Genomic DNA, 5,965 nt, shown 5'->3' with positions numbered 1-5,965 from the left:
GCACCCACCGCCTCCACCAGCTCCGCGCGGTCCTCACCCACCACCACCGCACGATGCTCGAACACCGACCGCCCCGTCACCAACGACCAACCCACGTCCACCGGCATCAAGTCCGCATCGGCCACCCGCGCCGCCAAAGCGCCCGCCTGACCCCGCAACGCCTCCGCACTCCGCCCCGACACCACCCACGGCACCACACCACCGCGCTCGGGTACCGGCTCCGGCTCCGCCTCGGACGGCGTGTCCGGGGCCTGCTCCACGATCACATGCGCGTTGGTGCCGCTGATTCCGAACGAGGACACCCCTGCCCGCCGTGGACGGTCGCCGAGCGGCCATTCCACGGGTTGGGTCAGCAGCCGTACGCCGCCCCCGTCCCACTGCACGTACGGGGTCGGCTCGTCCAGGTGCAGGGTCGCGGGCAGCATCTCGTGACGTAACGCCATCACCATCTTGATCACACCAGCCACGCCCGCCGCGCCCTGCGTATGGCCGATGTTGGACTTCAACGAGCCCAGCCACAGGGGACGGCCCTCCGGCCGGTCCTGCCCGTAGGTGGCGATGAGCGCGTCCGCCTCGATGGGGTCGCCGAGGGTGGTGCCGGTGCCATGGGCCTCGACGGCGTCGACCTCGGACGGGGCCAGCCGGGCGCTGGTCAGCGCCCGGCGGATGACGCGCTGCTGCGACGGGCCGTTCGGCGCCGTGAAGCCATTGCTGGCGCCGTCCTGGTTGATGGCCGAGCCCCGGATGACGGCCATCACCCGGTGACCGTTGCGCCGCGCGTCCGACAGGCGTTCCAGCAGCACCAGGCCGACGCCTTCGCCCCACCCCGTGCCGTCGGCGGTGGCGGCGAACGCCTTGCACCGGCCGTCCGGGGACAGGCCACGTTGCCGGGAGAATCCGGTGAACACCTCGGGGGTGGCCATCACCGTGACGCCACCGGCCAGGGCGAGCGTGCACTCGCCCTGCCGCAGCGCCTGGCTCGCCAGGTGGATGGCCACCAGCGAGGACGAGCACGCCGTCTCCACCGTGACGGCCGGGCCTTCGAGGCCGAAGGTGTAGGACACGCGTCCCGACAGCAGGCTCGGGGCGTTGCCCGCGTATCCCTCGGATGCCTGCTCCGGGGGTCCGCCGCCCGAGGCCGCGCCGCCTGTGGTGGCCGTACCGGCGTAGACCCCCGTGGGGGTGCCCTTCAGCGAGAGGGGATCGATACCGGCCCGCTCGAACGCTTCCCATGCGGTTTCGAGCAGCAGCCGCTGCTGCGGGCTGGTGGCCAGGGCCTCGCGGGGGCTGATGCCGAAGAACTGGGGGTCGAATTGATCGGCGTCGGCAAGGAATCCGCCCCGGCGGACATAGGTGGTGCCGGGGTGGTCCGGGTCCGGGTGGTACAGGCCCTCCAGGTCCCAGCCCCGATCGGTGGGGAAGTCGCCGATCGCGTCGACTCCTTCGGACGCCAGGCGCCACAGCGCTTCGGGTGTGTCCACCCCGCCCGGGAAGCGGCATGCGACGCTCACCACGGCCACCGGTTCCTGGGAGCGCTCTTCCACCTCACGGAGGCGCAGCCGCGTATCGTGCAGATCCGCGGACACCCGCTTCAGGTACTCGACCAGCTTCTCTTCGTTCACGTTCACATTCACCATGAGGTTTCACCCGGCCTTAAGCGGTCGTCGCGCCCGGCACATTCAGGACACACCCAGTTCGTTGTCGATGAAGTCGAGCACCTGGGCCGCGGACGCGGACTCCAGCCGCTCCGCGGCAGTCGAATCCCGCCCCGCCAGGTTCCGCCCCGCCAGATCCCGTGTCGCCTTCCACGTGGCCAGCAGACTCTCCAGCCGGGCCGTGATCGTCCCGGATTCGCCGTCCGCCACATCGAGACCGGCCAACGTGGCCTCCAGCTTGGCCAGTTCGCCGAGGGCCGGGTCGGCACCGGACCGGGCCCGCGAGCCGTCCTCCTCGGGGGCGAGGCGTTCCAGCAGGTAGTCGGCCAGGATGGCCGCCTCGGGGTAGTCGAAGACGAGGGCGGCGGGCAGCCGCAGTCCGGTGGCGGCGGCGAGCCGGTTGCGCAGTTCCACGGCGGTCAGCGAATCGAAGCCCAGCTCCTTGAAACTGGTGTCCGCCTGGACCGCTTCCGCGTCCGCGTGGCCCAGCACGGTGGTCGCGTGGCCACGGACCAGGTCGAGCAGCACCCGACGCCGCTCATCGGCGGACATTCCCGCCAGTCGGCCCGCCCAGTCGACCGGCTGCGCACCGGCGGCAGCCGCCGTACGCCGTCCCGTCGTACGCCCTTCCGCCGTACGCCCCGCAGCGGCGCCCCCCGCGACCAGGGCGCGCAGCGCGGCGGGCAGGGTGTCCGGGGGCTGGGCGGCGAGGACGCGCGTGTTCACATCGGCCGCGACCAGCTGGTGGCCGCCGTGCTGGACCGAGGCGTCGAGCAGCTCCAGGGCGTGGTCTCCGCTCATCGCGGCGATACCGGAGCGGGCCATGCGGGCCAGGTCCGCTTCGGTGAGGTTTCCGGTCATCCCACTGGACGCGGCCCACAGCCCCCATGCCACCGACACCCCCGGCAGCCCTTCGGCCCGGCGACGGGCGGCCAACGCGTCGCAAAAGGCGTTGGCCGCAGCGTAGTTGGCCTGTCCGGAGCTGCCCATCACTCCGGCCGCGGAGGAGAACATCACAAACATGCCGAGCCGCAGGCCCGCCGTCGCCGCGTGCAGATACGCCGCCGCCCGGGCCTTGGCCATCCACACCCGGGCCAGTCGCTCGGGTGTCTGCGAGGTGAGCACCGCGTCGTCCAGGACACCGGCCGCGTGGATCACCCCGGTCAGCGGGTGCTCCGGGTCGACTCCCGCCACCAGAGCGGACACCGCTGCGGCCTCGGTGACATCGGCCGCCTCGATCCGTACCCGTGCGCCCAGTTCACCCAACCGGGCGGCCAGTTCCTTCGCGCCTGGGGCGTCGGGGCCGCTGCGGCTGGCCAACAGCAGATGCCTGATGTGCCACGTGCGCACCAGATGCTCGGCAACCAGGGCGCCGAGGGTGCCGGTGCCTCCGGTGATCAGTACGGTGCCGTCGGGGTCGACGGGGGCCGGGATGTCCAGCACGAGCTTGCCGGTGTGCTTGGCCTGGCTGAGGTAGCGCAGTGCCTCCCGCGCGCGGTCCAACGGCCAGGCCCGCAGCGGCGGCGGTTCCAGGACCCCGGCGGTGAAGAGCGCGCCCAGTTCGGCCAGCATCCGGGCGATACGGTCCGGTCCGGCGTCCCCGATCAGGTCGTAGACCTGGTAGCGCACACCCGGGTGGTCGGCCGCGATCCGCTCCGGATCACGGATGTCGGTCTTGCCCATCTCCAGCAGTCGGCCGCCCTTGTGCAGCAGCCGTAGCGAAGCGTCGACGAAGGGTCCGGCGAGGCTGTTCAGGACGATGTCCACGCCACGGCCGCCGGTTGCCTCCCGTACTGCGTGCTCGAAGTCCAGGTCGCGCGAGGAAGCCCGGTGAGCGGCGTCGATTCCCATGGTTTCGAGCACCGGGTGCTTTCCGGGGCTGGCCGTGGCGTAAACCTCGGCGCCCAGGTGGCGGGCGATCTGCACCGCCGCCATGCCCACTCCACCGGCTGCCGCGTGAATCAGCACCGACTCGCCCGCGCGGAGGCCGCCCAGCTCCACCAGCCCGTACCACGCGGTGAGGAACACCACCGGCACCGCGGCCGCCTGCTGGAAACTCCACCCGGTGGGAATCGGCGCCACCATACGCGCGTCCGTCACGGCCAACGGGCCGAACGCGCGGTCGAAGACACCCATGACCCGGTCGCCCACCGCCACCTGGTTCACTCCCGGGCCGACCGCGACCACCACTCCGGCGCCCTCGCCGCCCAGCCCGGTCTGGCCGGGGACCATGCCCAGACTGATCAGGGCGTCGCGGAAGTTGATGCCCGCCGCGTGCACCGCGACTCGCACCTCACCCGCGCCCGGCGGCTCCAGCACCTCGGGGCAGGGCACCGGTTTCACGTTGTCCAGCGTCGCCGTGCCCGTCAGCTCCAGCCGCCACGCGGGCTGCCCCGCGAGCCCCACCACTCCCCCGCTGCTCGCCCCACCGGCGCGCATCAGGCGCGGCACCAGCATCCGCCCGGCGCGCAGCGCCACCTGGGGCTCGTCCATCGCCACGGCCCGCAGTACGCCGTCCACCACGCTGTGGCCGGGTACCGCGCCGACCGGCTCACCAGCTGGATCGAGGTCGAGCAGCAGGAAGCGGCCCGGGTTCTCCGCCTGCGCACTGCGCACCAGCCCGCACACCGCGGCACCGGCCGCGTTCACGCCGCCGTCGCCCTGTCCCTCGTCCTCGGACGCGCCGACCGGGACCGCGACCGCGCCCCGGGTGACGACCACCAACCGGGCATCGGCCAACCGTGGCTCGGCCAACCAGCCCTGCGTCAGCGCCAACGCCTCTTGGGTCAGGGCCAGTCCGGCATCCGCCATGTCGCCGTCCGGGGAGGGCGCCGATAGAGAGACGATGCCCACCGAGGGAACGGGCGCTCCGCCATCGAGCGCGGCGATCAGCGACTCCAGATGCGGATGGCAGACCGTGTCCTCCCCGATCGGGTCCGCCGCGCCCGCCTGGCCCAGCACCACCCAGTTGGCGGTCTCCGACTGGGCGTCGTGGTCTTCCGGTGGCGTCGGCAGCGGCGTCCAGTCCAGGGTGAACAGTCCGTCCGCATCGGGCCCTGCGGCGGCCCGCAGCTGCTCCGGGTCGGCCGATCGCATCACCAGCGCATCGACCGTCAGCACCGGAACGCCCACCGCGTCGGCCACGACGACCTGTAGTCCCCGCTCCCCCTTCGCGCCGTCCTCCGACTGCCGCGACCGGGGGGAGAGCCGGACCCGTACGGTCGTAGCGCCACTTGCCCACAACGACACGCCCCGCCAGGCGAACGGCAGCCACACCCGGGCTCCGTCCCGTTCCGGCTCGGGCTCGGGCTGCGGCTCGGACGGGTCGAGCAGCAGCGCCGGGTGCAGGGCGGCGTCCAGCAGTGCGGGGTGGATACCGAAGCCGTCGCGGTCACCGGCAGCCTCGGGCAGCGCCACCTCGGCAAGGACGTCCGTACCGTCCCGCCACACGGCCTGTACGCCCTGGAAGGACGGGCCGTACGCGTATCCGGCCGCCGCCGCTCGCTCGTAGAACCCGGTCACGTCCACCGGCTCCGCCTCCGCCGGAGGCCACACCCCGGGCAGGTCCGCCGCCTCGCCATCGGCAGACGGCGGGCTCAGCACACCTTCCGCGTGGCACAGCCATCCGGGGTCGGCGCCCGGTTCGGCATCGCGGTCGGGGCGGGAGTAGACGCGCACATCGCGCCGCCGGTCCTCGGTGGCCGGGCCCGCCACCACCTGTACGCGCAAACCACCCGACGCGGGCAGCACCAGCGGCACCTGGAGCGCCAGCTCCTCCACACCGCCGCACCCCGCCTCATCGGCCGCCCTCAGCGCCCATTCCACGAGCGCCGCACCGGGCACCAGCACCGCCCCGGCCATCACGTGTTCGGCCAGCCAGTTCTTGGTGCCCGCAGCCGAGATACGGCCGGTGAGCACCACCCCGCCGTCGGCCAGCCCCACCGCGGCGGGCAGCAACGCATGCTCCACACGCTGCAACCCGGCGGCAGCCACATCGCCGACTCCACCGGCAGCGGACAGCCAGTACCGCTCGCGCTGGAAGGCGTACGTCGGCAACTCCACCGTTTGCGGCGTGGGGTCGGTCGGGAACCAGCTGGTCCAGTCGACGTCGACCCCGGCGGTGTGGAGCCGTGCGAGGGCGTTGGCGAAGGCTTGGGCTTCGGGTCGTTTGCGGGTGAGCGTGGCCCCCACCAGGGGGTTGGTGTCCGTAGGCGTGTGGGCGAGGGTGTGTTGTGTGGCGGTGGCGAGGACTGGGTCCGGTCCCAGTTCCAGGAAGGCGCCTGTCTCGGGGGCGATGCGGGTGATGGCGG

General features: G+C 72.8%; 2 protein-coding genes. Both read right to left on the bottom strand.

Annotation, left to right across the window (positions count from 1 at the left end; genetic code table 11):
• Window positions 1–1,637, bottom strand: a 1,637-nt coding sequence (locus ACFV9T_RS42495; RefSeq protein WP_385449196.1) for a type I polyketide synthase, incomplete at its 3' end; no start/stop codon positions are given.
• Between the two features lie 42 nt (window positions 1,638–1,679).
• Window positions 1,680–5,965 (bottom strand): SDR family NAD(P)-dependent oxidoreductase (locus ACFV9T_RS42490; RefSeq protein ID WP_385449193.1); only part of this gene is annotated, 4,286 nt, incomplete at its 5' end.

It is taken from the genome of Streptomyces sp. NPDC059850, assembly GCF_042731515.1.
GTDB lineage: Bacteria > Actinomycetota > Actinomycetes > Streptomycetales > Streptomycetaceae > Streptomyces.
This window is presented reverse-complemented; position numbering and strand designations above follow the sequence as displayed.